Genomic DNA, 24,401 nt, shown 5'->3' with positions numbered 1-24,401 from the left:
GTGGGCCCAGAGAGACTCGAACTCCCGACTCCCTCGGTGTAAACGAGGTGCTCTAACCAACTGAGCTATAGGCCCCTGCTCTCAGTGTACGAGAGCGCCGACCCCTCCGAGCGTGGGTAGGCTGTCGTGCGGTGCTTGTGCGCGCCCGACAACGCCCGCGCCCTGCCCGTGGTGATTACCTGGCACGATCTGCCATACGAGAAAGGTCGCCCGTGACTGTCAACGATCAAGACCCCTACTCCCAGGACGCCCTGGACAGCGACCCGGAAGAGACCGGTGAATGGCAGGAGTCGCTGCGCCAGCTGGTTGACGCGAAGGGCTCGGGTCGCGGTCGCGAGATCATGCTGAGCCTGCTGCAGGCCTCGCACGAGCTGCAGCTGAACGTCCCGCAGGTGCCGGTGACCGACTACATCAACACCATCGCACCCGAGAACGAGCCGGAGTTCCCCGGCGACGAAGAGCTCGAGCGCCGCTACCGTCGCTGGATCCGCTGGAACGCCGCCGTCACCGTGCACCGCGCGCAGCGCCCCGGCATCGGCGTGGGCGGTCACATCTCCACCTACGCGTCGTCGGCTTCGCTCTACGAAGTCGGCTTCAACCACTTCTTCCGCGGCCCCGACCACCCGTCCGGCGGCGACCAGATCTTCATCCAGGGCCACGCGTCGCCCGGCATCTACGCCCGCTCGTACCTCGAGGGGCGTCTGAGCGAGAGCCAGCTGGACGGTTTCCGTCAGGAGGCGTCGAAGGCGCCCGACGGCATCCCGTCGTACCCGCACCCGCGCCTGATGCCCGACTACTGGCAGTTCCCGACGGTCTCGATGGGTCTCGGCCCGATCAACGCCATCTACCAGGCGATGAACAACAAGTACCTCACCAACCGGGGCATCAAGGACCTGTCCGACTCGCACGTATGGGCCTTCCTCGGCGACGGCGAGATGGACGAGGTCGAGAGCCGCGGTCAGCTGCAGGTCGCAGCCAACGAGGGCCTCGACAACCTCACCTTCGTGATCAACTGCAACCTCCAGCGCCTCGACGGACCGGTCCGCGGAAACGGCAAGATCGTCCAGGAGCTCGAGGCGTACTTCCGCGGTGCGGGCTGGAACGTCATCAAGGTCGTCTGGGGCCGCGGTTGGGACGAGCTCCTCTCGCAGGATGACGAGGGCGCCCTCGTCCGACTGATGAACACGACCCCCGACGGCGACTTCCAGACGTACCGCGCCGAGGACGGCGCCTTCATCCGCGAGCACTTCTTCGGGCGCGACGAGCGCACGGCCGCTCTCGTGAAGGACTGGTCGGACGACGACATCTGGGGCAAGCTCCGCCGCGGCGGTCTCGACTACCAGAAGGTCTACGCCGCCTACAAGCAGGCGATGGAGCACAAGGGCCAGCCCACCGTCATCCTCGCGAAGACGATCAAGGGCTACGGACTCGGTCACCACTTCGAGGGCCGCAACGCGACCCACCAGATGAAGAAGATGACGCTCGAGAACCTCAAGCACTTCCGCGACTCGATGCGCATCCCGATCACCGACGCGCAGCTCGAGGAGAACCCGTACCTCCCGCCGTACTACCACCCGGGCGCCGAGGACGAGACGATCCGCTACATGCTCGAGCGTCGTCGTGAGCTCGGTGGGTTCCTGCCGCAGCGCCGGACGAAGCATGCGCCGCTGACGCTCCCCGGCGACGAGTCGTACGCGCTGCCGAAGAAGGGCTCGGGCACGCAGGAGATCGCCACCACGATGGCGTTCGTCCGCCTGCTCAAGGATCTGCTGCGCGCGAAGGACTTCGGTCACCGCATCGTGCCGATCATCCCCGACGAGGCACGCACGTTCGGCATGGACGCGTACTTCCCGACGGCGAAGATCTACAACCCGCATGGTCAGAACTACACCTCGGTCGACCGCGAGCTGCTGCTGGCTTACAAGGAGAGCCCGCAGGGCCAGATCCTCCACGTCGGCATCAACGAGGCCGGAGCCGTCGCGGCGTTCACCGCGATCGGGACGTCGTACGCCACGCACGGCGAGCCGCTCATCCCGGTGTACGTCTTCTACTCGATGTTCGGTTTCCAGCGCACCGGAGACGCTCAGTGGGCAGCCGGCGACCAGATGGCCCGCGGGTTCATCATGGGCGCGACGGCCGGCCGCACGACGCTGACCGGCGAGGGCCTGCAGCACGCCGACGGTCACTCGCACCTGCTCGCCTCGACCAACCCCGCCACCGTGTCGTACGACCCGGCCTACGGGTACGAGATCGCCCACATCGTGCGCTCGGGTCTCGAGCGCATGTACGGCGGGAACCACCCCGACCCCAACGTCATGTACTACATCACGCTCTACAACGAGCCGCTGGTGCAGCCCAAGGAGCCCGAGGATGTCGATGTCGACGGCATCATCCGCGGCATCCACCGCGTGAGCGTCGGCGAGGGCGACGGGCCCCGTGCACAGCTGCTCGCTTCGGGCGTCGGAGTTCCGTGGGCCTACGAGGCACAGAAGCTCCTCAAGGACGACTGGGGCGTGGTCGCGGACGTCTGGTCGGTCACGAGCTGGACCGAGCTGCGTCGCGATGGTCTCGCCGTCGACGAGCACAACTTCCTGCACCCGACCGATGAGCCGCGGACGGCCTTCGTCACGCAGAAGCTGAACGACTCGGAGGGCCCCGTCGTCGCAGTGAGCGACTTCATGCACGCCGTGCAGGACCAGATCCGGCCCTGGGTGCCGCGCCGCTTCGCGACGCTGGGCGCGGAGGGCTTCGGCTTCTCCGACACCCGCCCCGCTGCTCGTCGGTTCTTCAAGATCGACGGCCCGTCGATCGTGGTGCGGACACTCCAGGCTCTGGCCGAGGACGGCGTGGTCGACCGCGGCCTGTCGGCGCAGGCCATCGAACGCTACCGCCTGCACGATGTGACGGCAGGCACCAGCGGAAACGCAGGCGGCGAGAGCTGACCCTTCGGTGACCGACGACAGCTCGAAGGCGGAGACACTCGCGTGGCTCCGCCGGATCTCGGGTGATCTGGCCACGGCCACGATCAATCGCCTCGAGGAGACGCTGCCCTGGTACGCCGAGATGCCGCCTGCGCGCCGGTCCTCTGTGGGACTGGTCGCGCAGGCGGGCATCACCTCGTTCATCCAGTGGTACGAGGACCCGACCTCCACACCGCGCATCGCCGCCGACATCTTCGCCGCGGCCCCGCGCGAGCTGCTGCGCAGCGTCAGCCTGACGCAGACCCTGCAGCTCGTGCGGGTCACGGTGGAGGTCACCGAAGAACGGGTGGCGCACCGGGGCGACGACGTTCGCGAAGCGATCCTGAAGTACTCGCGCGACGTCGCCTTCGCCGCCGCCGACGTCTACGCCCGCGCGGCGGAGGCCCGCGGGCTGTGGGACGCGCGCCTCGAAGCCCTCGTGGTCGACTCGATCCTGACGGGTGAGACCGACGAGGAGCTGCCGAGCCGCATCGCGGCACTCGGGTGGCACGGGCACGGCGCGGTCGCGGTCCTCGTCGGCACGACTCCCCCGCAGTTCGACGTCGACCAGCTGCGCCGGGCCGCGCGCAAGATGGGCGTCGACGTCCTCGTCGGCGTTCAAGGATTGCGCTTGGTGCTCGTGATCGGACGCGCCGATCTGCCGGGCCGCGTCGAACCGGTGCCCGAGTTGACCTTCCTCGAGATCGCGGCCCGACTCGAGCCGGGCTTCGGACCCGGCCATCTGGTGCTCGGACCCACCGTGCCCGCGCTGGTCGACGCGAGCCAGAGCGCCCGCGCCGCCCTGGCCGGCTTCGCGGTCGCGAGCGCCTGGCGTCACGCCCCGCGCCCGGTCGAGGCGGATGATCTGCTGCCCGAGCGCGCGCTGGCCGGCGACCCCGTCGCCAAGGCCACCCTGGTCGAGCGCATCTACCGTCCGCTGCTGGCGCATTCGCCCGACCTCGTCGCGACCTTGTGGAGCTACCTCGACAACGGGCGCTCCCTCGAAGCCACCGCACGTGAGCTCTTCGTCCATCCGAACACCGTGCGGTACCGCTTGAAGCGCGTCTCGGACGTCATCGGATGGGACGCCACCGGCCCTCGCGAGGCGCTGATCCTGCAGACCGCACTCATCCTGGGCTCCATCGGCAACGACCTCACGAGGCGGCGTACGCCGCAGTCGCGCCGGAGCTGACGACACGCAGCCGGAGAGCCGGAGCCGCACTCACGATCGTCGACTGTACGGTCGACACAAAGGTTCGCCGCATTGTTGTGACATCGTCGCCAGCGGTCGAGCTGCTGAACTTGGAAGGATGTAACAGTGATCATCGCCGTGTTCCCCGGGCAGGGGTCGCAGTCCCCCGGCTTCCTCGCCCCGTGGCTCGAGCTGGAGGGCGCGCGCGAGCGCCTCGAGCGCTACTCCGACCTCGCCGGAGTCGACCTCGTCGCCGCCGGCACCGAATGGGATGCCGACCGCATCCGCGACACCGCCGTGGCGCAGCCGCTCATCGTCGCCGCGAGCCTGCTGTCATACGACGCGCTCGTGCGTGAAGCTGCGCGTCCCGCCGGTGTAGCCGGCCACTCCGTCGGCGAGATCGCCGCACTCGCGGCGGCCGGCGTGCTCCGCGACGACGACGCGATGCGGCTGGTCGGCCTCCGTGGCCGCGCCATGGCGGATGCCGCGACGCGCGAGCAGACCGGTATGAGCGCCGTCCTCGGCGGAGATCAGGATGCGGTGGTCGCTCGCCTCCACGAACTCGACCTCACTCCGGCCAACTACAACGGCGGCGGCCAGATCGTCGCCGCCGGCGCTCTCGACGCCCTCGCCGACCTCGCCGCCGAGCCGGTCGCGTCGACCCGGGTCATCCCCCTGCAGGTCGCCGGCGCGTTCCACACGCGGTACATGGCACCGGCGGTCGAGACGCTCGCCGAGGCGGCATCCGCGACCTCCGTGAGCGATCCCGCCCTCACCCTGTGGTCAAACCGCGACGGCGCCGTCGTCAGCGACGGCCGCGAGGCGCTCGACCGGCTGGTCACTCAGGTCGCCTCACCCGTGCGCTGGGATCTCTGCATGTCCTCGTTCGCCGAGCACGGGGTGACCGGCATCATCGAGTTCGCGCCCGCCGGCACCCTCGTGGGTCTCGCGAAGCGCGCTCTGCGCGGTGTGCCCTCGGTCGCCGTGAAGACCCCCGACGACCTCGCCGCCGCATCCGCTCTCATCTCCGGAGGTGCCGCATGACCGCCGCCATTCGCCAGGCCACCGGCCCCGCCCACACCCGCATCTACGCCTACGGCGCCGCGCGCGGCCAGAACGCGGTGCCGAACGACGACCTCGTCGGCCCCATCGACTCGAGTGACGAGTGGATCCGCCAGCGAACCGGCATCGTGACCCGCGTCCGCGCCGATAAGGACACCACGGTCATCGACCTCGCCGCCGACGCCGTGGCCGAGGCCATCCGGCGCAGCGGCGTGCCCGCCGATCAGGTCGACGCCGTGATCGTCTCGACGATCTCGAACCCCAAGCAGACGCCGTCGGTCTCGGCGATCGTCGCAGACCGCGTCGGGGCGAACCCCGCGGCGGCCTACGACGTCAACGCGGCGTGCGCCGGCTTCTCGTACGGGGTCACGCAGGCCGATGCGCTGGTGCGCGCCGGCGCGGCACGCTACGTCGCCGTCGTGGGCGCGGAGAAGCTCAGCGACATCGTCGACCCGACCGACCGCACGATCTCGTTCCTGCTCGGCGACGGCGCAGGCGCCGCGATCATCGGTCCCAGCGATACCCCGGGCATCGGCCCGACCGTCTGGGGCTCGGACGGGTCCAAGGCCGACGCGGTCGGCATGAACCACACGCTCGTGGAATTCCGCGACGGCACCGCACCGTGGCCGACGCTGCGCCAGGAGGGACCGACGGTGTTCCGCTGGGCCGTCTGGGAGATGGTCAAGGTCGCCCGCCGCGCGCTCGAAGAAGCGGGCATTCAGGCAGGCGACCTCGCCGCGTTCATCCCGCACCAGGCGAACATGCGCATCATCGACGAGTTCGCCAAGCAGCTCGGCTTGCCCGAGACCGTCGCGATCGGTCGCGACATCGAGACCACCGGCAACACGTCGGCGGCGTCCATCCCGCTCGCCACGCACCGCCTGCTCGAGGAGAACCCCGAGCTGAGCGGCGGTCTGGCCCTCCAGATCGGCTTCGGGGCGGGGCTCGTCTTCGGCGCGCAGGTAGTCGTCCTTCCCTGATCGGGCGGGCCCCCGCACCTAGACTGAACAGCGGCCCGCGTCCGGGTCGGTCCAGAGATAACAAGGAGAAACCCCATGGCATTCAGCAACGACGAGGTCCTCGCAGGACTCGCCGAGCTCATCACCGACGAGACCGGCATCTCGGCCGACGAGGTCGCCCTGGAGAAGTCGTTCACGGACGACCTCGACATCGACTCGATCTCGATGATGACGATCGTCGTCAACGCCGAGGAGAAGTTCAGCGTCACCATCCCCGACGAAGAGGTCAAGAACCTCAAGACCGTCGGCGACGCCGTCACCTACATCACGTCCAACCAGGCGTAACCCCCACCGGCGGGGGCACACGCCCCCGCCGGGGTTCCACCGAGGAGATCCATGAGCACCCCGCGAATCGTCGTCACCGGAATCGGAGCGTCGTCGCCCCTGGGCGGCACCGCGCCCGAGAGCTGGGATGGCCTGCTGGCCGGCCGTTCCGGCGCGCGCACACTCGAGCACGAGTGGGTCGAGAAGTACCAGATCCCGGTCCACTTCGCCGCCGAGGCGATCGTGCGACCCGAGACCGTGCTCGAGCGCCCCGTGTCCAAGCGCCTCGACCCGGCGTCGCAGTTCGCGATGGTCGCGGCGATGGAGGCCTGGGCGGATGCCGGCAGCCCCGACGTCGATCCCGAGCGTCTCGGCGTCGACTTCGCGACCGGCATCGGCGGGGTGTGGACCCTGCTCGACGCGTGGGACACGCTTCGCGAGAAGGGGCCGCGCCGGGTTCTCCCGATGACGGTCCCGATGCTGATGCCGAACGCCGCCGCGGGCAACCTGTCGCTGCATTTCCGTGCACGTGCGTTCGCCCGCACCGTGGCGAGCGCGTGCGCGTCGAGCACCGAGTCGATCGTGAACGCGATCGAGCATATTCAGGACGGTCTCGCCGACATCGTCATCGCGGGTGGCACCGAGTCGGCGATCCACCCCATCACGATGGCGTCGTTCTCGTCGATGCAGGCGCTGTCGCGTCGTAACGACGACCCGGCGACCGCCTCGCGTCCGACGAGCGTCGACCGCGACGGCTTCGTCATGGGCGAAGGCGCCGGAGTGCTCATCCTCGAGACCGAGGAGCACGCCAAGGCTCGAGGCGCGAAGATCTACGCCTACGCGGTGGGCGGCGGCGTCACCGCCGACTCGTACCACATCACGGCCAACGACCCCGAGGGCGCGGGAGCATCGCGCGCGGTCCGCGCGGCTCTCGAGCAGGCGGACGCCTCGCCCGACGACGTCGCGCACATCAACGCGCACGCGACCTCGACGCCGGTCGGCGACCCCAACGAGTACCAGGCGCTGCGCAACGTCTTCGGCGACCGCATCGACGAGATTCCCGTCTCGGCGACCAAGGCGTCGACCGGTCACCTGCTCGGCGGCACCGGGGCACTCGAGGCGATCTTCACGATCCTGGCCCTGCGCGAGCGCATCGCGCCGCCGACGATCAACATCAGCGAGCAGGACCCGGCCGTCCCGTTCCGGGTGTCGGGTGAGACCCAGAGCCTCGGCGAGGGTGACCTCCTGGCGATCAGCAACTCGTTCGGTTTCGGCGGCCACAACGCGGTCGTCGCGTTCCGATCGGCCTGAACCGCAGCTACCGACGAAACAGGCCCCCGCGGACGCGCTCTGCGGGGGCCTGTTCTTTTTTCGGGTCAGCCGTCCCGTACGTGCTCCCGTCCCCCGGGATCATTCCACCGGGGCTCGGTACGGACGCACGGGCCGACTGGGTCTGTGTGGTCGCGTGTCAGCCGACCTTGTGGAGCCACACGACGGCAGCGTCGTCGCCTGCGTGACGGAACGGCTCGAGTTCTTCGTCCCAGGCTGCCCCGAGGGCGACGTCGAGCTCGCGCTGGAGCTCACGGGCGTCGCCGGCCGCGATCTCGACGGCGTAGCGGATGCGGTCCTCGCCGATCACGACATTGCCCGACGCATCGGTCTGGGCGTAGTGGATGCCGAGGCTCGGCGTGTGCATCCACCGCCCCCCGTCACTGCGCGGCGTCGGATCTTCCGACACCTCGAATCGCAGATGCTCCCAGCCGCGTATCGCGGTCGCGAGCGCAGCACCGGTTCCGGCGGGGCCTTCCCAATAGAACTCCGCGCGGCGGCTGCCGTCGAGCACCGGCTGGTCTTCCCAGTCGAAGCTGACCGCGCGGCCGAGCGCGCGTCCTGCCGCCCACTCGAGGTGCGGGCACAACGCGCGTGGCGCGGAGTGGATGAAGATCACTCCACGCGCCTGTGGTGTCGCCATGACTTCTCCGTTTCATCAGGTACGTCTTCCCCTACGACCTGAGCCCGGATGCCGGCGTTGTTCGGTTATGGCGTCGATTATCGCGTACGAACCTGGAGAATCACAACCGTGTCACGATTTTGACCGCCATCCGATGTCAAGCGCCTTCCCCGCGGAGGAGGCGGCCGACAGGCTGGACGTCACATACCGAGGAAAGGATGCCGCATGTCCGACAGCACTCCCCACCACCGCGACGCCGATGACGCGCACGCCGACGACGCCGCACCGACCGATGCCGCCAGCGACGAGGTCAAGGCCGATGCGGCGCGCGCCGGCTCCGACCGGGGTGACATCGATCTCGAGGCCGGCGACGACAACACCGGCTTCCCGCAGGACCCCGCGATCACGCACCCCTGACGCCGCACACCTCCGCATGCGAATGGCCGCCCGCGGGCGGCCATTCGCGTGTAGGGCGGGTGGGACTTGAACCCACGATCGTCGGGTTATGAGCCCGCTGCCTTGACCAGCTTGGCCACCGCCCCCTGTCGTAACGAGCCTAGCGCGCGGACCGCACGGCGTCGGTGCCGCGGCTCAGTCGTCGTCGCGGAGACGGCCCTTGCTGCCCCGCGGTATCGGCAGCTGCTGACTGTCGAGCACGACCTGGGGGTGGTTCCGCGCGAGGGACGTGACTCCGTACACCGCGATGGCACCCGCGACGACGAATCCGACGAACGCCGGCCAGGGTGCCGTCGCTGCCTCGCGGAGGATGACGATGCCGATGATGACGGCGACGATCGGGTCGATGACGGTGAGGCCTGCGATCACGAGATCGGGCGGACCGACGGAGTAGGCCGTCTGGACGAAGTAGGCCCCGACCGCCGTGGCCGTGATCAGACCGACGAGGCACAGCAGCGTCAGCCACTCGAAGTCGCCGTTCTGGATGCGGGAGATGACGACCTTCGCCAGGGTCGCGACGAAGCCGTAGATGATGCCCGAGGCTGCGATGTAGAAGAGCGGCTTCGCCCCCTTGCGTACGAGCATCCAGACCACTGCCGAGATGAGCAGCACGCCGGCGAGCAGGGCGAGGATCGTGATGAGCTGTCCCTGGTCGATCGGCTCTTCTGTTGCGACGAGCGCCGCAACCGTGACGAACGCGAGGATGCCCCCGACGCACAGGATGATCGAGAGGACCGACCGTCGGGTGGGCTTGACGCCCGTGATCCGCGCATTGAGCAGAGTGGTGATGACGAGCGAGATGGCGCCGAGCGGCTGCACGAGGATGAGCGGGGCGAAGGTGAGGGCGGCGAGCTGGCACACGATCGCCAGACCCAGCATGACGGTGCCGACCACCCACGACGGACGCTTGAGGAGGCTCAGCAGCTGCGAACCGTTCAGGCCCGCGCTGCCGGACGAGTTGGTGAGCCTCTCGACCTTCTGCACACCCCGGTGCTGGTAGAGCGCCCCGAAGGACATGAACACGGCGCCGAGCAGCGCGAGCGGGATTCCGATGAGGATTCTGGGTTCGCGGAAGACTCCGATCAGCTGATCGGTGACGTCATCGAGGGACGCGACAAACGGAATCACCTATCGACCATAACGGCGATGCGGGCTCGATTAGGCTCGCAACGTGCCCGTTCTTCCGATTCGCATCATGGGCGACCCCGTGTTGCACGCCCCCGCCGAGCCCGTCACCGAGATCACGGACGAGATCCGTCAGCTCGTGACGGACATGTACGACACGATGGACGCCGCCCCCGGAGTCGGGCTCGCGGCGCCCCAGGTGGGCGTCGGCCTGCGCATCTATGTCTACACGTACCAAGACGACGACGGTCAGGCGTGGCGCGGTGAGATCATCAACCCCGAGCTCTGGATGCGCCCGCTCGAGCCCGGCTCCCCCGACCCCGACGACGAGTCGGAGGGCTGTCTCTCCTTCCCCGGCGAACGGTTCCCGCTGCGCCGCTCCGACGAGGTTCTCGTCACGGGCACCGACCTCACCGGCTCCCCCGTCGAGATCCGCGTCGACGGCTGGCGCGCCCGCATCATGCAGCACGAGTTCGATCACCTCGACGGCATCCTCTACATCGATCGTCTCGACGACTCCGATTGGAAGACGACGCAGAAGATCGCGAAGAAGCGCGGATGGGGTCGTCCGGGCGTCGCCTGGATGCCGGGCGTCGACGACCTGGACGCCTGACCACGTGAGCGCAGCCGACGATCCCCGCGAATACGACCTCGACGCGTTGCGTCGGCGGCTCCTTCCCGAACGGGCCGGCGAACGCTCCACGAGCATCCCCGAGCTCGCCGGAGCCGACCAACACCTGTGCGCGATCGCTCTCGCCTTGCCCGATGGCTCGGTCCGTTCGTCGGCCGACGGTACGAAGCGTTTCAGCATCCAGTCGGCCGTCAAACCGTTCCTCTTCGCGCTCGCCCTCGCCGACACCGACGGGGGCGCTCTCGATCGCCTGGGCATCGAGCCGACGGGTGAGGCGTTCGATGCGATCAAGCTCGAGAGCGGCACGGGACGACCCCCGAATCCGATGGTCAACGCCGGCGCGATCCTGACGTGCGCTCTCGTCGACGGTGACGGTCCCGAGGAACGTGCTGCCAGGATCGTGACGGGACTCTCGGCATTCGCGGGCCGTGCGCTCCAGGTCGACGACGACGTCTCGCGCAGCGAGCACCTGCTCGGCGACCGCAACCACGCGCTCGCCCACCTGATGCGCGACGAAGGCACCCTCGAGGCCACCGCGGACGACGCCGTAGCCGTCTACGCGCGCGCCTGCGCCGTGCTCGTCGACGCGGAGATCCTGGCCGTCATGGGGGCGACCCTCGCGATGGGCGGCGTGAACCCCGTCACTGGCGAGCGCGTCGTCTCCGCACGGATCGCGCGGGATGTCGTCGCCGTGATGGCCACGTGCGGCGTCTATGACGGATCTGGGCGGTGGATGCGAGCCGTCGGCGTCCCGGCGAAGTCGAGCGTCTCCGGAGCGATCGTCATGTCTGCGCCCGGAACGCTCGGAGCCGCGATCGTGAGCCCGCCGCTCGACGAACTCGGGACGAGCGTGCGCGGCCGTATCGGCGCGGAGGCCCTCAGCGCCGACCTCGGGCTGCACCTCTTCGGCTGAACCGCCGCCTGCCGACATGTCTTCGGCGTGCCGTCGATGCGCCGGCACACGAGTAAAGGCCCGGGGTGGAAGCCCGGGCCTTCGGTGAGAGCCGCGGTAGATAACGCGGGTCTCTCGCTCCCCGGCTTGGACTCGAACCAAGAACCTATCGGTTAACAGCCGATTGCTCTGCCAATTGAGCTACCGAGGATCAATCACCCGCTCGCGCAGGGCAACCCCTCTATATTAGCAAAGCTCCGGGGGTGCTCACGACATCGACCGCTCCCCGGGCGGGTCGCGCCTCTCAGGACGCCCGTGACCGGCCGTCGGGAGTCCACACCACGTCGGACGCCGTCGGCCCGTACCCCACGGGGCGGCCACCGTGCAGCACGAGGGCGGCGGCGTCGAGCTCGTCGGCGGTCTCGACGTCGTTCGTCGCGATGACGATCGCCATTCCGGTGTCGTCACGACGTGAGAGGAGCGCCTCACGGGCGGCGATGCGGACCTCGATGTCGAGGTTGGCGTACGGGTCGTCACCGATGAAGACTTTCGGGTCGAGCACGAGAGCGCGCGCCAACGCGACCCGCTGGCGCATACCGGCGCTGAGCTCGTAGGGATACTGCGACGCTGCGCCGAGCGGGAGGTGCAGTTCGTCGAGGAGGGATGCGACCCGCAGCGAGAGCGCGCGCTGACTCACCCGGCGGTCGCGCGAGGTGATCGGCTCGGCGATGACCTCGGCCACCGTCAGACGGGCGGGGAGCGCGGCGCCGGCTGCCTGCGGCATGTGGCCGGCGTAGTAGGTGAGCATGCGCCGGGATCGGCCACCCTTGCGGACCGAGAGCCCGGCCACCTCCGCCGTGCCGCCCACGACGCCCACGTCAGCCGGAGCGGTTCCGGCGAGAACGGAGAGCAGGGTCGACTTGCCCGAGCCGGTCGCACCCATCACCGCGAGGGCCTCGCCGGCGCGGACGGTGACGCTCACCCCTTCGACGACGCGATCGGAGTCGCCTGTGCGCGCGATCGAGAGATCGTCGCAGAGCACCGCGATTTCCGCGTCGGGTCGTCGGGACATGCGCATCATCCTGCCGTCTTCATCGTTCGACCGCTACTCGCCGCCGCTGGTGGCTATTCCGATTCCATGAGTTGCCGCAGCCGGAGATCGAGATCGCGGATCGCGACGCCGATGGAGCGGAACTCCGGCGACCCCGGCTCGAGACGCTGCTGCGCGCTTCTGAGCTCTGCCTTCTCGCGCTCGAGCGCCCGTTGGCGCAGCTTGCGCAGCGACTCCATCGCCGTTGTCTGGGCGATGCGCTCGGTACCCGCGGGGAAATCCGCGGTGAGCAGTTCGATCGCCAGCGTCCGGTACGGCTCCCGCGTCGCGTCGACCGCGGCCGACGTCCACCCGGGACGCGTGAGGTCGGGCTGCATCGACACCGCCTGCCGCACGGCCTCGAGCGCCGGGTGCGGCATCGGCAGCCCCAGCGCGATGTCGACGGCCTGCTTGTCGAGCAGATGCCCGTACTGCAGCACACCCATCAGAGCGCGCTTCTCGAGCTCGAGCGCCGGAGGAAGGGAGGCGAGGGTGACACGCACCGAAGCGGGCGTCGGTTCGGCGGCACCCCCGGACACTCCGGCGGAGTCGGCACGACCCGCGGTCGTGGTCTCTCCCCGGGTACGCTCTCCCCCACCCGTCGATGCCGCTGCACGGCGGGCGGCGCGATCGACCTCGGGTTTCACCTCAGACAGGTCGAGACCGAGCTTGCCGGCGAGCACCCGCGTGTAGCCCGGGCGGAGAGCGGTGTCTCGGATGTCGGCGACGATCGGCGCAGCCGCGCGCAGCGCGCCGATCCGCCCCTCGACGGTCGACAGGTCGAATGTGGACAGACGCTGATCCATGACGAACTCGAACATCGGCGCCTTGGCGTCGATCAGCGACCGCACCGCCGCGTCGCCGCGGTTGAGTCGCAGATCACACGGATCCAGCCCTTCGGGCGCGACCGCGACATAGGTCTGCGCCGCGAAACGCTTCTCTTCGCCGAACGCCCGCAGCGCCGCCTTCTGACCGGCGGCATCCGGGTCGAACGTGAAGACCACCTCGCCCGCGCTTCCCTCGCTGTCCCCCATCACGCGTCGGAGCACCGTGATGTGGTCGGTTCCGAACGCGGTGCCGCACGACGCGATGGCCCCGGTGACTCCGGCGAGATGACAGGCCATGACATCGGTGTATCCCTCGACGACGACGACGCGATGCTCACGCGAGATCGACTTCTTCGCCAGGTCGAGACCGTAGAGGACCTGGGCCTTCTTGTAGATCGGGGTCTCGGGCGTATTGAGGTACTTCGGTCCCTGGTCGTCGTCGTAGAGGCGGCGAGCGCCGAAGCCGATCGTCTGCCCCGCGACGTCGCGGATCGGCCACACGACCCGTCCGCGGAACCGGTCGTAGACCCCCCGCTGCCCCTTGGAGACCAGCCCACCGGTCAGCAGTTCCTCGTCGGTGAAGCCTTGCGAGCGAAGCGCGTCGCGAAGCGCCGACCATCCCTGCGGGGCGTACCCGACACCGAAGTGGGCCGCAGCACCGGCGTCGAAGCCCCGCTCCCCGAGGAACTGGCGGGCGGCCTGCGCGTCGGGGGCCGACAGCTGCGAACGGTAGAACTCCGCCGCCGCGGTGTGCGCGGCGTACAGCCGGGAGCGACCACTCGTCTCGGGAGCCGCCGCGCCGTCTTCGTAGTGCAGCGAGTAGCCGATACGCGCGGCGAGGCGCTCGACCGCCTCGGTGAACGACAGGTGGTCCATCGCTCGCAGGAACGAGTAGACATCGCCCGACTCACCGCATCCGAAGCAGTGGTAGTACCCGACCTGCGGCCGGACGTGGAAACTCGGGCTGCGTTCGTCGTGGAAGGGACACAGCCCCTTCAGCGAGCCGACGCCGGCGGATTTCAGCGCGACACGTTCACCGACGATGTCGCCGATGTTCGTGCGCGCCTTGACCTCTTCGATGTCGGTCTGCCGGATCCGTGCCATCAGAGCCCTTCGATGGGCTCGGGGAGGGCGAAGTGACTCGGCGCCGTGGCGCGCGGGTCGGAGGACCACAGACCCAGCTCGCGGAGATCGACCGGACCGACCAGACGCCCGTGCCATTCGATGGCGAAACGGTCGGTGAGGGTGGCGACCTGATCGACGATGACACGGCGGCGGGCGGCGTCGGTCACTGCCGCGGCGAAGTCTTCGGCGTGCAACGCGTCGAGGTGCTCGGGACGCGCCCACAGGGCGTCCGCGAGGCGGCGCAACACGCGGCGCTGCTCCTTGTAGAGCCCCTTCCGACCTTCGATCGAGACGACGAAGGCTCCGATGACGCCCTTGAGGACGGCCATCTCGACCTCGATCACACGGGGCACGATCACGCGGCCCCGGAAGCGCGTCAGGACGGGGATGTCGTAATGCTCACGGGTCGCCGCGGTCGCGGCGCGCGCGAAGCGTCCGATGAGGTCGGAGGTGAGGTTCTTCAGCCGCGCCATCGCGGCGCGCGAGCCGTCGTACGACTCGAGCCACTCGGGAAGCAGCGTCAGGCGGTACAGCGCATCGCCGAGCTCGTCCTTCGTGAATCCGTAGCCGACCCAGCTCTGGATCGCGGTGAGCAGCGCCTCGCGCTCGCGCGGATCGCCGAGCCGCGCCGGATCGAGGTAGCCGTTCAGCACGGCGTCTTCGAAGTCGTGCACCGAGTAGGCGATGTCGTCGGAGAGGTCCATGACCTCGGCCTCGATGCAGCGCAGGCGTCCCGGAGCGCCTTCGCGCATCCACTGGAACACCGCCTCGTCTTCGGGGTAGACGCCGAACTTCTGGCGCCCGCCCGGGTCGGGGATCGCGTGCTCGACGGTCCACGGGTATTTGCAGGTCGCATCGAGGCTCGCTCGCGTGAGGTTGAGGCCCGCGCTCTGCCCGAACGCGTCGACGACCTTCGGTTCGAGCCGCGAGAGGATGCGCAGCGACTGGGCGTTGCCCTCGAACCCGCCGATGTCTTCGGCCCAATCGTTGAGAGCCCGCTCGCCGTTGTGACCGAAGGGCGGGTGTCCGAGGTCGTGGCAGAGGCAGGCCGTGTCGACGACATCCGGTGAGAGCTCGAGCGCGATGGCGAGCTCGCGCCCCACCTGGGCGACCTCGAGGGAATGGGTCAGGCGGTTGCGTGCGAAATCGGCGGGACTGGCCGGGCTCAGCACCTGCGTCTTGGCGGCGAGACGGCGGAGGGCGCCCGAGTGCAGGACGCGGGCGCGATCGCGCGCGAAGCTGTCGCGGCGCGAGCGGTGTTCCTCGCGGTGGAAGCGGGCGGCGTCGTGATCGTCGTAGCCGGAGGGGCGTCCCGCCGAGACGCCCACACCGCTCGTGACCTCAGCCCCCACTGTTCTCGATCTCCGCTGCAGCGATGGCCGACGACTCGGCCGCGTCGACGTCACGCGATTCCAACCAGCGATCCGGCAGGGCCGGGCGCTTGGGAGTTCCCGCACGTCCGCGCTGTCCCTCCGCGGCCGCGCCGGGGTACGGCGCGGACCAGTCCAGCGTCGCGAGGATGTCGTCGATCTCGGCGAGGCTCGACGCGGTAGCCAGACGCGCGCGCGTGTCACCGCCCACCGGATAGCCCTTGAAGTACCACGCGACGTGCTTGCGGATGTCGCGACAGCCACGACCCTCGTCCTCGAAGAACTCCACGAGCAGCTCGGCATGGCGGCGGAAAGCCGTCGCCACGAAACCGAGCGTCGCGTCGACCTCGGGACCGGCCGAGCCGGGCTCGCCCAACGCCCGCGCGAGGTCTCCGAACAGCCACGGACGACCGAGGCACCCTCGTCCCACGACGACCCCGTCGCAGCCGGTCTCGGCCATCATGCGGACCGCGTCCTCGGCGGACCAGATGTCACCGTTGCCGAGAACCGGGACGCTCGTGACGGCTTCTTTCAGCGCCGCGATCGCAGACCAGTCGGCGTTTCCCGAGTAGAACTCCGCGGCGGTGCGCGCGTGGAGGGCGACGGCCGACACCCCGGCGTCCTCGGCGATGCGGCCCGCGTCGAGGTAGGTCAGGTGGTCAGAGTCGATGCCCTTGCGCATCTTCACCGTCAGCGGCACGTCGCCCGCGGCGCGCGCGGCGCGCGTCACGATGTCGCGGAACAGGTCGAGCTTCCACGGCAGAGCCGCTCCCCCGCCCTTGCGCGTCACCTTGGGCACGGGGCACCCGAAGTTGAGGTCGATGTGATCGGCACGATCCTCCTCGACCAGCAGACGCACGGCGGCCTCGGTCGTCGCGGGGTCGACGCCGTAGAGCTGGATGGAGCGCGGCTTCTCGGACTCGTGATGGGTGATCAGGCGCATCGTTGTGGCGTTGCGCTCGACGAGGGCCCGCGTCGTGATCATCTCGCTGACGTAGAGCCCTGCCCCGTACTCGCGGCAGAGCCGGCGGAACGCGGTGTTCGTGATCCCGGCCATCGGGGCCAGCACGACGGGGGCGTCCAGGGCGATCGGGCCGATCCGCAGACGCGGCGAAGCGGACAGGACGGTACTCACCAGATCATTCTCCCAGAAGGACGGACACCGGAAGGCGGCCGGGCGTAGCCTGGGGACGTGACCGAAGCGACCACCGACATCCGTTCGATCCCGTTCTCCGCTGCAGACGGCACCGCTACCACGCTCGACGACCTCGGAGACGGTGTCCTGCTCGTCGTCAATGTCGCCTCCAAGTGCGGGCTGACGCCCCAGTACGAGCAGCTCGAGCAGCTGCAGCGGACATATGGCGAGCGCGGTCTGCAGGTCATCGGGTTCCCCTGCAATCAGTTCATGGGGCAGGAGCCGGGTTCGATGGAGGAGATCCTCGACTACTGCGCGATGACCTGGGGGGTGAGCTTCCCCATCATGGACAAGATCCGGGTCAACGGCTCTCACGCCGCTCCGCTGTACAAGGCGCTGAAGAAGATCCGCAATGAGGAGGGCGCTCGCGGCCCCGTGATGTGGAACTTCGAGAAGTTCGTGATCACACCCGACGGCGAGGTGCACCGGTTCCGTCCGCAGACGAAGCCGGATGCGCCCGAGATCGTCGCCGTGATCGAGGCGAACCTCCCGCGCTGATCCTGCCCGCGCGCCCGCTCAGCCCGCGGCTTCGACGCCGCTGCGCTCAGCCCACACCTGACGGGCGATCTGCGCGAAGGCTTCGGCGGGCTGCGCGCCCGAGACCCCGTAGCGCCCGTCGATGACGAAGAACGGGACCCCGTTGATGCCGTAGGCGCGCGCCTGGTCCTGATCTGCGCGGACGGCCGGCAGGTGCTCGCCCGATTCGAGCGCGGCACGGATGGCGTCGCGATCGAGGCCGACCTCGCCGGCGAGCTCGACGAGATCGTCGATGCGTCCCACGTGGCGCCCTTCGGTGAAGTACGCCGCCATCAGGCGCTCGGCCATCTCATGCTGACGACCCTGCGCCTTCGCGGCGTGCAGCAGCTCGTGCGCCTTGACCGTGTTGGTGTGCTTGAGGATGTCGAAGTGGTATTCCAGCCCCGCATCCTTCGCGACGCCGGTGACATTGTCGAGCATCTGCTGCACCTGCTCGCGCGGCATTCCCTTGTGGGTCGACAGGAAGTCGAGTTCGTCCCCTTCGAAGTCGACGGGGGTGTCGGGCGAGAGCTCGAACGAATGGAAGGTCACCTCGACGCGCGGGGCGTCATCGTCGTCAGCCGTGGCGGCGAGGCCAGACTCCAGGTTGCGCTTGCCGATGTAGCACCACGGGCAGGCGATGTCGCTCCACACGTCGATCTTGATTGCGTCCGTCACATCGGGTGCAACGTCGCAGTCCGCGCGGGCTATTCCCAGTCGGACGTCACGCGGTGGGAGCGTCGACGGCACCGCCGAAGCGGCGGTCGCGCGAGAGGTACAGCTGGATCGCTCCCCAGAGGTCGGACCTCGAGAAGTCGGGCCACAGGGTGTCGAGGAACACCATCTCGGCGTACGCCGCCTCCCACAGGAGGAAGTTCGAGGTCCGCTGCTCTCCACTCGATCGGATGAAGAGGTCGACGTCGGGCATGTCGGGCACGTAGAGGTGCCGGCGCAGGGCCTTCTCCGTGATGGCGGACGGCTTCATCCGGCCCGCAGCGATCTGTTCGCCCATGGCCCGCATCGCGTCGATGATCTCGTGCCGACCGCCGTAGTTGACGCACATCGTGAGCGTCAGGATGTCGTTGCCCTGCGTGAGCTGCTCGGCGTACTGGAGCTCGGAGATGACCGACCCCCACAGACGGGGCTTCCGACCCGCCCAGCGAACGCGGACGCCCCATTCGTTGAGCTGGTCGCGCCGACGATGGAGGACATCGCGGTTGTACCCCATGAGGAATCGCACCTCCTCGGGCGACCGCGACCAGTTCTCGGTCGAGAACGCATAGACGCTGAGGTGCTTGACCCCCGCCTGGATGGCTCCGGCCACGACGTCGAGCAGGACTTCCTCGCCCGCCCGGTGTCCCTCGATGCGGGTGAGGCCACGACGGTTCGCCCACCGGCCATTGCCGTCCATGACGATCGCCACGTGGTTCGGCACTCCGCCTCGCGGGAACACCGGTGGGTACACCCCGGTCCAGTCGAGCGGGCGATACGGGACCGCGTCGCGGTGCGTGTACGGCTTGGGACTCATCGGTTCGAGCCTAGGCGTTCGAGCCGGCCGGCACCGCCGCGTTCAGCGCGCCGCGCCGATGTGCCCGAGCGAACGGATGCCGCGCTCGAGATGCCACTGCGCGTATGCCGCGATGAGGCCCGATGCCGCGTTGGCCGTGCGGGGACTGCCGGCGTCGACCGTGTCCCACTCGCCGGCGATGAGGGCGCGCAGTCGCACGCCCGTCTCGGGGGCGATGCGGGCCGACCCCGCCGGTGCGCAGGACGGGCAGACCGCCCCACCCAGTGGTGCGACGAAACCGTCGTGCGGCCCCGGAGCGCCGCAGCGGGCGCAGGCGTCGAGCGACGGGGCCCAGCCCGAGAGCGCCATGGCTCTCAGCAGGTACGAGTCGAGCACGGCGCGACTGTCGTGGTCGCCGCGAGCGAGGGCGCGGAGACCGCCGACAAGCAGCAGGTACTGCTGCGGCGTCGTCTCCGCTTCGTTCAGGCGGTCGGCGGCCTCGACCATCGCCGAGGCGGAGGTGTAGCGGTCGTAGTCGGTGGCGATGTCGGCGCCGTACGACCCGAGCGACTCGGCCTGCTGCACGATGTCGAGCGAGCGCCCCTTGTACATCTGGACGTCGGCGACCATGAAGGGCTCGAGCCGTGCACCGAAGCGCGACGACGTGCGGCGCACTCCTTTCGCGACGCCTCGGAGCTTGCCGTGCCGCCGGCTGAGCATCGTGACGATGCGATCCGCCTCACCCAGCTTGTGGGTGCGAAGGATCACGACCTCGTCGCGGTAGGTGGGCACCCTCCAATTATCGCGCTGACCGACGACAATGGTCCCGTGACCCAGTCTCAGTTCGTGATCCCGCTGTGGGCGGACCTCACCGCCGTCGGCCTCGGCGGGGTCCAGGGCGCTCTGTTCGCTTCCGGGTTCGTCGGCAAACAGCGGCTCGATCCGCTCGGCGTCGTGATCATCGGCATCCTCATCGGGATGGGCGGCGGCCTCATCCGCGACCTGCTCCTGGGGGTGCAGCCGGTCACGCTGCAGAGCAACTGGTATCTGATCACCGCGACGTCGGCCGCGTTGGTCGGGATGCTGCTCTCGAACGTCTTCCGACGGCTCAACGCCGTCATCATCGGCCTCGACGCGGTCGTCATCGGCCTGTTCGGCGCGTTCGGAACGAGCAAGGCACTCGTGCTCGGGCTGCCGATCGTGCCCGCCATCTTCATCGGCTCGTGCGCGGCCGTCGGCGGCAGCATGCTTCGCGACGTCATCCTCGGCCTCCCCGTCGCCATCATGCACGTCGGTTCGCTCTATGCCATCGCCGCAGCCGCGGGATGCGCGGTGCTCGCCGGCGCCTCCACGATGGGAGCCCCCATCGTGGCATCTGCCATCATCGGCATCGCCGTCACCACCGTCATCCGTCTGCTTGCCGTCGTCTTCGACATCTCGCTGCCGGAGCAACGCGCCCTGCACCGTCGCAAGGTCGCCGCCGAGACGGCGTCGATCCCGATCGTCAGGCCCTGAGCGGGGCGGGGAGCGCCCGCGCCAACGACGAAGGCCCCGCCGAAGCGGGGCCTTGATCGAAGAACGGCTTACTTGGAGCCGAAGTTCTTGAAGCGCTGGTTGAACTTCTCGACACGGCCGGCCGAGTCCATGATGCGCTGCTTGCCCGTGTAGAACGGGTGCGAGGCGGACGAGATCTCGACGTCGATGACCGGGTAGGTCTCGCCGTCCAGCTCGATCGTCTTGTCGCTCGAGACCGTCGAACGGGTCAGGAAGGTCTCACCGGAGCCGAGGTCGCGGAAAACGACGGCGCGGTACTCGGGGTGGATGTCAGTCTTCATGGGATTCCTTACGTGGTGCCCTGGATTTTGCCAGGGCGAGGGAAGTCTGCGATGCGTTCGCACCAACGAGCGATCTTATCAGGTTCAGGAAGCCGCCCGCGCCGCATAACGTCCGTCCTCGGAGGCGAGCGTGATGGGCAGCCCGAAGGTGTCGGAGAGGTTTTCGGCTGTGAGCGTCTCGGCCAGCGGGCCGGCGGCGACGACTCCGCCCTCGCGGAGCAGAAGCACGTGGGTGAACCCCACGGGGATCTCCTCGACGTGATGGGTCACCATGATCATCGCGGGCGTGGTGGGCGCCTGGGCGTACCCGCCCAAGAGCGCCAGCAGCTCTTCGCGGGCGCCGAGGTCGAGACTCGCCGTGGGCTCGTCGAGCAGCAGGAGCTCGGGGTCGGTCATGACGGCGCGAGCGATCTGCACGCGCTTCTGCTCACCGTCGGAGAGGGTGCCGAACGTCCGCTCGGCCAGTCCATCGAGCTTCCACTCCGCGAGCACGCGCATCGCGCGCCGCTCGTCGATGTCTTCGTAGTCTTCGCGCCAGCGCCCGGTCACCGCGTACGCGGCCGTGAGGACCACGTCGAGCACGGTCTCCTCCGCGGGGATGCGTCGCGCCATCGCCGACGACGCGAAGCCGATACGCGGGCGCAGTTCGAACACGTCGGTTCGGCCGAGCCGCTCCCCCAGGATCTCGACGGTTCCCGAGGTGGGGTGCAGGAGGCTCGCGGCGAGCTGCAGCACCGTCGTCTTGCCCGCGCCGTTGGGGCCGAGCACCACCCAACGCTGATCATCGGACACCGACCAGTCGACCCGGTCGATGATGTTCCGGGCGTTTCGGCGGACGACGACGTCGGAGAACTCCAGGACCTGCGGCATGTGTTCAGCCTAGCGGCCGAGCCCCGCCACCCTCGCGTACAACGCGGCGGTCTCGTCCGCGATCGCAGCCCAGCTGAACGACCGTGCGGCACGCTGGCGTCCCGCGGCGCCATAGCGTCGCGCCGTGTCGGGATCCGAGACGACCTCGGTGAGGGTGGCCGCGAGGTCGGCGACGAACTTCTCGGGATCGAGCGGGGTCCCGGTGCCGTCGTCGGACTGCTCGATCGGCACGAGGCGTCCGGTCTCGCCGTCGACCACGACCTCCGGGATGCCGCCGGTCGCGGTCCCGACGACTGCGGCGCCGCACGCCATCGCCTCGAGGTTGACGATGCCGAGCGGTTCGTAGACCGACGGGCAGACGAACGTCGTCGCGGCGGTGAGGATCGCGCACAGCTCGTCGCGCTGGAGGAACTCCTCGATCCACACGACACCCGAGCGCTCGGCCTGCAGCTCACGGACGAGCCCCTGCACCTCCGCCATGATCTCGGGGGTGTCCGGCGCGCCGGCGCACAGGACGACCTGGACGTCCGCGGGAAGCAGACGGGCAGCACGCAGGAAGTACGGCAGCCCCTTCTGTCGCGTGATGCGTCCGACGAAGACCACCGAGGGGCGCGCGGGGTCGATGCCGTGGCGCTCGAGGACGGCGGGATCATCGACGGGCCGCCACGTCTCGACGTCGATGCCGTTGTAGATGACCGAGACCTTCTCGGGGTCGAGACCGGGATAGCTGCGCAGGATGTCGCGGCGCATCCCGTCGCTGACCGCGACGATGGCCGCGGCGTTCTCGTACGCGGTCTTCTCGATGTAGCTCGACACGGCGTAGCCGCCGCCGAGCTGCTCCGCTTTCCACGGGCGCAAGGGCTCGAGCGAGTGGGCGGTGACGACGTGCGGGATGCCGTGGAGGAGAGAGGCGAGGTGCCCGGCGAAGTTCGCGTACCAGGTGTGGCTGTGCACGACATCCGCTCCGGCGACGTCTCCGACGATCTCGAGGTCGGTGCCGAGCGTCTGGAGTGCCGCGTTGGCGTCCGCGAGTTCGACGGGCGTCTCGTAGGAGGTCGTGTCCGGCTCGTCGCGGTCGGCTCCGAAGGCCCGCACCTGCACCTCGATCGTCTCGCGCAGGGCGCGGACGAGCTCGGTGACGTGCACCCCCGCTCCCCCATAGATCGCGGGAGGATACTCCTTCGAGACGATGTCTACACGCATGGCTCGAACGCTAGTACACGAGCGTTCGGCGGGCCTAGTGTGGTGCCATGCCAGCAGCGCCCAAGGTCTTCGGAATCGTTCTCGCCGGCGGCGAGGGAAAGCGCCTCATGCCGTTGACGGCAGACCGCGCCAAGCCCGCCGTGCCGTTCGGCGGACAGTACCGCCTGATCGACTTCGCGATCTCGAACCTGATCAACTCGGGCCTGCGTCAGGTCGTCGTCCTGACCCAGTACAAGTCGCACAGCCTCGATCGGCACGTCTCGCAGACCTGGCGGATGTCCGCGCTGCTCGACTCCTACGTCGCGTCCGTGCCCGCGCAGCAGCGTCTGGGCAAGCGCTGGTTCTCGGGCTCGGCCGACGCGATCCTCCAGTCGCTGAACCTCATCAACGACGAGAAGCCCGACATCGTCGTCGTGATCGGCGCCGACCACGTCTACCGCATGGACTTCCGTCAGATGCTCGATGCGCACATCGCATCCGGCGCCCGGGCGACCGTCGCCGGCATCCGTCAGCCCATCGGTCTCGCCAACCAGTTCGGCGTGATCGACGTCGATCCCGCCGATGAGAGCCGCATCCGCGCCTTCCTCGAGAAGCCGCAGGAACCCGCGGGGCTGCCCGACTCCCCCCACGAGGTGCTCGCATCCATGGGCAACTACATCTTCGACACGGACGCTCTGATCGAGGCGGTCGAGGCCGACGGCGAGCTTCCCACCTCGAACCACGACATGGGCGGCGACATCATTCCGTACTTCGTCGACCGCGGCGAGGCCGCCGTGTACGACTTCAAGCGCAACGACGTCCCCGGCTCCACCCCGCGCGATCGCAACTACTGGCGTGACGTCGGCACGATCGAGTCGTTCTTCGACGCGCACATGGATCTCATCTCGACTCTGCCGATCTTCAACCTGTACAACACCGATTGGCAGATCCACTCGCAGGCCGTGAACTCGCCGCCGGCGAAGTTCGTGCGCGACAGTGTGGGACGCATGGGCAACGCGATCGACTCGATCGTCTCGCTCGGATCCGTGCTGTCGGGCACCCACCTCGAGCGCAGCGTCGTGGGTCCGTGGACGCTCTCCGGCGGTGGGGCCACCATCACCGACTCGGTGCTGTTCGACTACGTCAGCGTCGGAGCGGGGGCGCGCGTGCATCGCGCGATCCTCGACAAGAACGTCGTGCTCGAAGACGGTGCCACCGTGGGCGTCGACCGGGAGCGCGACCTGGCCCGTGGTTTCACGGTGACCGACACGGGCATCACCGTCGTGGGCAAGAACGCACGCGTCGAACGCTGACACCCGTTCCCGCTAGCGT

24 protein-coding genes and 3 tRNA genes are annotated in these 24,401 nt (G+C 69.0%); 12 read left to right on the top strand and 15 right to left on the bottom strand.

Features of this window, described 5'->3' with window-relative positions; all coding sequences use genetic code 11:
- Position 1 precedes the first annotated feature (1 nt).
- A tRNA-Val gene (locus QUC20_RS06380) sits at positions 2–75 on the bottom strand.
- A gap of 137 nt (positions 76–212) precedes the next feature.
- On the opposite strand from QUC20_RS06380, the gene aceE reads away from it, so the two are divergent.
- The 6 genes from aceE (at position 213) to QUC20_RS06350 (ending at position 7,808) form a co-directional block, all read left to right on the top strand.
- Positions 213–2,942, top strand: a complete 2,730-nt coding sequence (gene aceE, locus QUC20_RS06375; protein WP_120262888.1) for a pyruvate dehydrogenase (acetyl-transferring), homodimeric type — start codon at positions 213–215, stop codon at positions 2,940–2,942.
- Between the two features lie 7 nt (positions 2,943–2,949).
- Complete coding sequence (locus QUC20_RS06370; protein ID WP_120262889.1) at positions 2,950–4,152, top strand: PucR family transcriptional regulator; 1,203 nt, start codon at positions 2,950–2,952, stop codon at positions 4,150–4,152.
- Between the two features lie 126 nt (positions 4,153–4,278).
- Positions 4,279–5,196, top strand: coding sequence for an ACP S-malonyltransferase (locus tag QUC20_RS06365; RefSeq protein WP_289331266.1), 918 nt, complete (start codon positions 4,279–4,281; stop codon positions 5,194–5,196).
- The gene (locus QUC20_RS06360) at positions 5,193–6,194 is read left to right on the top strand and encodes a beta-ketoacyl-ACP synthase III (protein ID WP_120262891.1); all 1,002 of its coding nucleotides are present in this window, start codon (positions 5,193–5,195) and stop codon (positions 6,192–6,194) included. The genes QUC20_RS06365 and QUC20_RS06360 overlap by 4 nt, the downstream gene beginning before the upstream one ends.
- A 75-nt stretch (positions 6,195–6,269) precedes the next feature.
- Positions 6,270–6,518 (top strand): acyl carrier protein, encoded by a 249-nt coding sequence (locus QUC20_RS06355; protein ID WP_091499275.1) that lies wholly within the window; start codon positions 6,270–6,272, stop codon positions 6,516–6,518.
- A gap of 51 nt (positions 6,519–6,569) precedes the next feature.
- Positions 6,570–7,808, top strand: a complete 1,239-nt coding sequence (locus QUC20_RS06350; RefSeq protein ID WP_120262892.1) for a beta-ketoacyl-[acyl-carrier-protein] synthase family protein — start codon at positions 6,570–6,572, stop codon at positions 7,806–7,808.
- Positions 7,809–7,965: 157 nt separating this feature from the next.
- On the opposite strand, the gene QUC20_RS06345 is transcribed toward QUC20_RS06350, so the two are convergent.
- Positions 7,966–8,469 (bottom strand): DUF3145 domain-containing protein, encoded by a 504-nt coding sequence (locus QUC20_RS06345; protein WP_120262893.1) that lies wholly within the window; start codon positions 8,467–8,469, stop codon positions 7,966–7,968.
- A 204-nt stretch (positions 8,470–8,673) separates the two neighbouring features.
- Here QUC20_RS06345 and QUC20_RS06340 point away from each other — a divergent pair, with 204 nt between their 5' ends.
- Positions 8,674–8,865 carry a hypothetical protein gene (locus QUC20_RS06340; protein ID WP_120262894.1) on the top strand — a complete coding sequence of 64 codons (192 nt, stop codon included), beginning with the start codon at positions 8,674–8,676 and terminating at the stop codon, positions 8,863–8,865.
- 51 nt (positions 8,866–8,916) lie between these two features.
- Here QUC20_RS06340 and QUC20_RS06335 read toward each other — a convergent pair.
- Both QUC20_RS06335 and QUC20_RS06330 read right to left on the bottom strand, forming a co-directional pair.
- A tRNA-Ile gene (locus QUC20_RS06335) sits at positions 8,917–8,990 on the bottom strand.
- Positions 8,991–9,039: 49 nt separating this feature from the next.
- Positions 9,040–10,032 (bottom strand): DMT family transporter, encoded by a 993-nt coding sequence (locus QUC20_RS06330; protein ID WP_120262895.1) that lies wholly within the window; start codon positions 10,030–10,032, stop codon positions 9,040–9,042.
- 43 nt (positions 10,033–10,075) lie between these two features.
- On the opposite strand from QUC20_RS06330, the gene def reads away from it, so the two are divergent.
- Positions 10,076–10,642, top strand: a complete 567-nt coding sequence (gene def / locus QUC20_RS06325) for a peptide deformylase (protein WP_120262896.1) — start codon at positions 10,076–10,078, stop codon at positions 10,640–10,642.
- Positions 10,643–10,646: 4 nt separating this feature from the next.
- On the top strand, positions 10,647–11,573 hold the full coding sequence (gene glsA / locus QUC20_RS06320) for a glutaminase A (RefSeq protein ID WP_289331265.1): 927 nt from the start codon (positions 10,647–10,649) through the stop codon (positions 11,571–11,573).
- 117 nt (positions 11,574–11,690) lie between these two features.
- On the opposite strand, the gene QUC20_RS06315 is transcribed toward glsA, so the two are convergent.
- The 5 genes from QUC20_RS06315 to dusB form a co-directional block, all read right to left on the bottom strand.
- Positions 11,691–11,763, bottom strand: a tRNA-Asn gene (locus QUC20_RS06315).
- A 93-nt stretch (positions 11,764–11,856) separates the two neighbouring features.
- Positions 11,857–12,624: an ATP-binding cassette domain-containing protein gene (locus QUC20_RS06310; protein WP_120264332.1), complete on the bottom strand. Its 768-nt coding sequence runs from the start codon at positions 12,622–12,624 to the stop codon at positions 11,857–11,859.
- Positions 12,625–12,677: 53 nt separating this feature from the next.
- Positions 12,678–14,573, bottom strand: coding sequence for a DNA primase (dnaG, locus tag QUC20_RS06305; protein WP_289331264.1), 1,896 nt, complete (start codon positions 14,571–14,573; stop codon positions 12,678–12,680).
- Entirely contained in the window at positions 14,573–15,946 is a 1,374-nt protein-coding gene (locus QUC20_RS06300; protein WP_289331263.1) for a deoxyguanosinetriphosphate triphosphohydrolase, read from the bottom strand. Before QUC20_RS06300 ends, dnaG begins: the two co-directional genes overlap by 1 nt.
- Positions 15,936–17,099 (bottom strand): tRNA dihydrouridine synthase DusB, encoded by a 1,164-nt coding sequence (gene dusB, locus QUC20_RS06295; protein ID WP_120262900.1) that lies wholly within the window; start codon positions 17,097–17,099, stop codon positions 15,936–15,938. The genes QUC20_RS06300 and dusB overlap by 11 nt, the downstream gene beginning before the upstream one ends.
- A 57-nt stretch (positions 17,100–17,156) precedes the next feature.
- Between dusB and QUC20_RS06290 the strand changes: the two genes are divergently transcribed.
- Positions 17,157–17,657 carry a glutathione peroxidase gene (locus QUC20_RS06290; RefSeq protein WP_120262901.1) on the top strand — a complete coding sequence of 167 codons (501 nt, stop codon included), beginning with the start codon at positions 17,157–17,159 and terminating at the stop codon, positions 17,655–17,657.
- Between the two features lie 18 nt (positions 17,658–17,675).
- On the opposite strand, the gene QUC20_RS06285 is transcribed toward QUC20_RS06290, so the two are convergent.
- The 3 genes from QUC20_RS06285 to recO are packed head-to-tail and all read right to left on the bottom strand — an operon-like array spanning position 17,676 to position 19,974.
- A complete protein-coding gene (locus QUC20_RS06285) occupies positions 17,676–18,353 on the bottom strand; it encodes a DsbA family oxidoreductase (protein ID WP_120262902.1) in 678 nt (225 codons plus the stop codon).
- Between the two features lie 46 nt (positions 18,354–18,399).
- Positions 18,400–19,203 (bottom strand): isoprenyl transferase, encoded by an 804-nt coding sequence (locus tag QUC20_RS06280; protein WP_120262903.1) that lies wholly within the window; start codon positions 19,201–19,203, stop codon positions 18,400–18,402.
- A 42-nt stretch (positions 19,204–19,245) separates the two neighbouring features.
- A complete protein-coding gene (gene recO / locus QUC20_RS06275; protein ID WP_120262904.1) occupies positions 19,246–19,974 on the bottom strand; it encodes a DNA repair protein RecO in 729 nt (242 codons plus the stop codon).
- Between the two features lie 36 nt (positions 19,975–20,010).
- On the opposite strand from recO, the gene QUC20_RS06270 reads away from it, so the two are divergent.
- Entirely contained in the window at positions 20,011–20,697 is a 687-nt protein-coding gene (locus tag QUC20_RS06270; RefSeq protein ID WP_120262905.1) for a trimeric intracellular cation channel family protein, read from the top strand.
- Positions 20,698–20,765: 68 nt separating this feature from the next.
- Here QUC20_RS06270 and QUC20_RS06265 read toward each other — a convergent pair whose 3' ends face one another.
- From QUC20_RS06265 to glgA, 3 genes are all read right to left on the bottom strand, one after another.
- On the bottom strand, positions 20,766–21,017 hold the full coding sequence (locus tag QUC20_RS06265) for a type B 50S ribosomal protein L31 (RefSeq protein ID WP_018186539.1): 252 nt from the start codon (positions 21,015–21,017) through the stop codon (positions 20,766–20,768).
- An 84-nt stretch (positions 21,018–21,101) separates the two neighbouring features.
- On the bottom strand, positions 21,102–21,887 hold the full coding sequence (locus QUC20_RS06260) for an ABC transporter ATP-binding protein (protein ID WP_120262906.1): 786 nt from the start codon (positions 21,885–21,887) through the stop codon (positions 21,102–21,104).
- Positions 21,888–21,896: 9 nt separating this feature from the next.
- Positions 21,897–23,090: a glycogen synthase gene (glgA, locus tag QUC20_RS06255; protein WP_289331262.1), complete on the bottom strand. Its 1,194-nt coding sequence runs from the start codon at positions 23,088–23,090 to the stop codon at positions 21,897–21,899.
- A 47-nt stretch (positions 23,091–23,137) separates the two neighbouring features.
- Here glgA and glgC point away from each other — a divergent pair, with 47 nt between their 5' ends.
- Positions 23,138–24,382, top strand: a complete 1,245-nt coding sequence (gene glgC / locus QUC20_RS06250) for a glucose-1-phosphate adenylyltransferase (RefSeq protein WP_120262908.1) — start codon at positions 23,138–23,140, stop codon at positions 24,380–24,382.
- Positions 24,383–24,401 lie beyond the last annotated feature (19 nt).

Origin of the sequence: Microbacterium arborescens, from assembly GCF_030369635.1 — a bacterium.
In the GTDB taxonomy this organism is placed as follows: domain Bacteria; phylum Actinomycetota; class Actinomycetes; order Actinomycetales; family Microbacteriaceae; genus Microbacterium.
This window is presented reverse-complemented; position numbering and strand designations above follow the sequence as displayed.